Origin of the sequence: Saccharopolyspora sp. (genome assembly GCF_017434145.1) — a bacterium.
GTDB lineage: Bacteria > Actinomycetota > Actinomycetes > Mycobacteriales > Pseudonocardiaceae > Saccharopolyspora_C > Saccharopolyspora_C galaxeae.
Genome location: NZ_JAFRFW010000282.1, coordinates 1 through 3391 on the forward strand (window position 1 = coordinate 1; position 3391 = coordinate 3391).

Consider the following 3391-nt stretch of genomic DNA (forward strand, 5'->3'; position numbering starts at 1 on the left):
CCAGGTAGGTGTCGGATACCTGCCCGAACAGTTCGAAAGGATCACTCATGGCAGTGCGGTTGCTGACCCCCGATGGCATGTTCGGTCCAGTCCCCTACCACCACGTCTCGATCAGCACAGGTACTCGTCAAGTGCACGTGGCGGGCCAGATCGCCCGTGACGCCGAGGGGAATCCGGTCGCAACCGGTGACCTCACCGGCCAGGTAGCGCACGCACTGCGCAACAGCGCCCGCGGCCTGGCCGGAGCCGGCGCCGGTTTCGCCGACGTCGTACGCCTGCGGTTCTTCGTCGCACATTGGACTCCGGACCAGTACCCCGGCTTCATGGCAGGCATCGAGCACGTCACCGACGAGCTCGCGATACCGCGCCCCCTGCCGCCGTTGTCGGTGATCGGTGTCGACTACCTTTTCGAGCCCGACGTGCTCGTCGAGGTCGAGGCGTTCGCCGTGCTCGACTGAAGATCACGTCCCCGCCGAACGAGCGCTGGAGACTGCGAATCCGCGTAGCAGCACTGGTATTCGCCGGTGATCGGGCGCCGCTGCGCCGTCAGCTCATCGCCCGCGCCGGGTGGCTGAGCACGTGTTCGCGGAACCGCTCCGAGGCGGGCGGCAGCGCGCGGCCCGCGAGCCAGGCCAACCCGATGTCGCGGCTGCTTTCCACGTCGGTGACCTCCAAGTGCGGCGTCGGCGGCTCGGTCGTGGACGGCGGGTCCGTGGCCGTCTGCGGCAGCGGCAGCAGCGAAACGCCCAGACCGGCGGTGACCAGGCCGCGCAGGGTGTCGACCTCCTCGCCCTCGAAGCCGATGCTGGGGGTGAAACCGACCTGCCCGCACAGGTCCTCGGTCCGCGCGCGCAGCCCGTACCCCTGGCGCAGCAGGATGAACGTCTCCCCGGCGGCTTCGGCGAGCCGCACCCGCCTGCGCCGGGCCAGCCGGTGCTGCGGCGGGACGGCCAGCCGCAGCGGTTCCACCAGCAACCGCTGCCAGCGGATCAGCGGATCGCCCGGATCACCGCTGGTGATCACCAGGTCGGCGGTGCCGTCCAGCAGCTCGCGGCGCAGCGCCTCCTCGCCGTGCTGGCGCAGCTGGAAGCGGGTGCGCGGGTACTGCTCGCGGAAACCGCTCAGCAGCGGCGGAACCAGCCAGGTCCCCAAGGTGTGCAGGAACGCCAGCGGGATCACGCCCGCCTCGGGGTCGACGGTTTCGGCGACGGCTCGTCCGGCGCGGTCGTACTGCTCCAAGATGGTGTCCGCGTACTCCTTGAACACCCGGCCCGCGGTGGTCAGCCGCAGCGACCGGCCGACCCGCTGGAACAACGCCGCGCCGAGGTCGTGCTCCAGCCGGCCCAGCGCGCGGGACAACGCCGACTGCGTGAGGTGCGCGCGGGATGCGGTGCCGGTCACCGTCGCCCCGTCGGCGACCTCCTGGAAGTAGCGCAAGACCTGCAGTTCCATGGCACTCATGCTCCCACCGCATGAAGCTCAGGACATCCAGGCATTGGACGCATCAGGAGTACTGCGGCAGCCTGGAAGTGCAACCGGAAACGAGGGAGGTCGAACGTGACCACAGTGGCCGAGCAGCTGGTGCACACCTTGCGCAACGCAGGTGTCCGCCGGATCTACGGCATCGTCGGCGACAGCCTCAATCCGATCGTGGACGCGGTGCGCCGCACCGACGGGATCGAGTGGGTCCACGTTCGGCACGAGGAGACCGCGGCGTTCGCGGCCGCCGCCGAGGCCCAGGTCACCGGCGAGCTGGCGGTGTGCGCGGGCAGTTGCGGCCCGGGCAACCTGCACCTGATCAACGGCTTGTACGACGCGCACCGCAGCGGCGCCCCGGTGCTGGCCATCGCCTCGCACATCCCGTCCGCGCAGATCGGCACCGGGTTCTTCCAGGAGACCCACCCCGACCGGTTGTTCCAGGAGTGCAGCCACTTCAGCGAGCTGGTGTCGCAGTCCGGGCAGATGCCGCGGCTGCTGCGCACCGCGATGCGGACCGCGCTGGGGCGCGGTGGCGTGTCGGTGCTGACGCTGCCCGGCGACGTCTCCGAGCAGAAGGCCGCACACCCCGGTCAGGAGCAGGTCACGCTTCCCCCGTCGGCGCCCGTCGTTCCGCGCGAGGAGCAGCTCGACGAACTCGCCGGACTGCTCGACGACAGCAAGAAGGTCATGCTGTTCTGCGGCGCGGGCTGCGCCGACGCGCACGACGAGGTCATGCAGCTGGCCGGGCGGCTGAACGCCCCGGTCGGGCACTCGCTCGGCGGCAAGGAGTGGATCCAGCACGACAATCCTTACGACGTCGGCATGAGCGGGCTGCTCGGTTACGGCGCCTGCCACGACGCGATGCACGAAGCCGACCGGGTCGTGCTGCTGGGCACCGACTTCCCCTACGACGACTTCCTGCCGCAGGCCAGGACCGTGCAGGTGGACATCGATCCGGAGCGGCTGGGTCGGCGCACCACGCTGGACCTCGGCGTGCACGGCGACGTCAAGGCGACGATCGACGGCCTGCTGCCGAAGCTGGCGCAGCGCACCGACCGCGAGTTCCTGGACCGGACGCTGCACGAGCACGCCCGCGCCCTGGAGAAGGTCGTCGACGCCTACACCACCAGGATCGAGGACCACAAACCGATCCACCCAGAGTACGCGGCGTCCATATTGGACGACGTCGCCGCCGACGACACCGTGTTCACAGTGGACACCGGGATGGGCAACGTGTGGGCGTCCCGGTACTTCACTCCGAACGGCAAACGCCGCGTCGTCGGTTCGTTCCGGCACGGCAGCATGGCCAACGCGCTGCCGCACGCGATCGGGGCCCAGCTGGCCGAGCCCGGCAGGCAGGTCGTCTCGGTCTCCGGCGACGGCGGGCTGGCCATGCTGATGGGCGATCTGCTCACGCTCGCCGCCTACGACCTGCCGGTGAAGGTGGTGCTGTTCAACAACGCCAGCCTCGGCATGGTCAAGCTGGAGATGATGGTCGACGGGCTGCCGGACTACGAGACCGACCACGCGCCGGTCGACTTCAGCGCCATCGCCGAAGCCTGCGGGATCCGCTCGCGGCGGGTGACCGAGCCCGGCGACGTCCGCGGGGCGCTGAGCAAGTCGCTGGCCGAGCCGGGGCCCGCGGTGGTCGAGCTGGTCACCGACCCGAACGCGCTGTCCATCCCGCCCAAGATCAGCCGCGAGATGGTGCGCGGATTCGCGCTGGCCGCGGGCAAAACCGTGCTCAGCGGCGGTGTCGGCAAGATGCTCGACCTGGCGCGCAGCAACCTGCGCAACATCCCGCGGCCGTGACCGGATGCGGCGCCCTCGCCCGCGACGCCGGGCGAGGGCGCCGGTTCATCGCCGCCGCACTCATCCGTCCTGTTCGGACAGTGACGCGTAATCGGTGCGC

3 protein-coding genes are annotated in these 3391 nt (G+C 70.2%); 2 read left to right on the plus strand and 1 reads right to left on the minus strand.

The features are described from left to right. Window positions 1-47 precede the first annotated feature (47 nt). Window positions 48-458, plus strand: coding sequence for a Rid family hydrolase (locus IJH84_RS07830; protein WP_295142089.1), 411 nt, complete (start codon window positions 48-50; stop codon window positions 456-458). An 88-nt stretch (window positions 459-546) separates the two neighbouring features. On the opposite strand, the gene IJH84_RS07835 is transcribed toward IJH84_RS07830, so the two are convergent. Further along, window positions 547-1461, minus strand: a complete 915-nt coding sequence (locus IJH84_RS07835; protein ID WP_295142091.1) for a LysR substrate-binding domain-containing protein — start codon at window positions 1459-1461, stop codon at window positions 547-549. A 96-nt stretch (window positions 1462-1557) separates the two neighbouring features. Here IJH84_RS07835 and IJH84_RS07840 point away from each other — a divergent pair, with 96 nt between their 5' ends. After that, window positions 1558-3291 carry a pyruvate dehydrogenase gene (locus IJH84_RS07840; RefSeq protein WP_295142094.1) on the plus strand — a complete coding sequence of 578 codons (1734 nt, stop codon included), beginning with the start codon at window positions 1558-1560 and terminating at the stop codon, window positions 3289-3291. Window positions 3292-3391 lie beyond the last annotated feature (100 nt).

Excerpts from the sequence above, each read along its gene's own strand:
- IJH84_RS07835 (WP_295142091.1), bottom strand. The coding sequence starts at position 1,461 with ATGAGTGCCATGGAACTGCAGGTCTTGCGCTACTTCCAGGAGGTCGCC.
- IJH84_RS07830 (WP_295142089.1), top strand. The coding sequence starts at position 48 with ATGGCAGTGCGGTTGCTGACCCCCGATGGCATGTTCGGTCCAGTCCCC.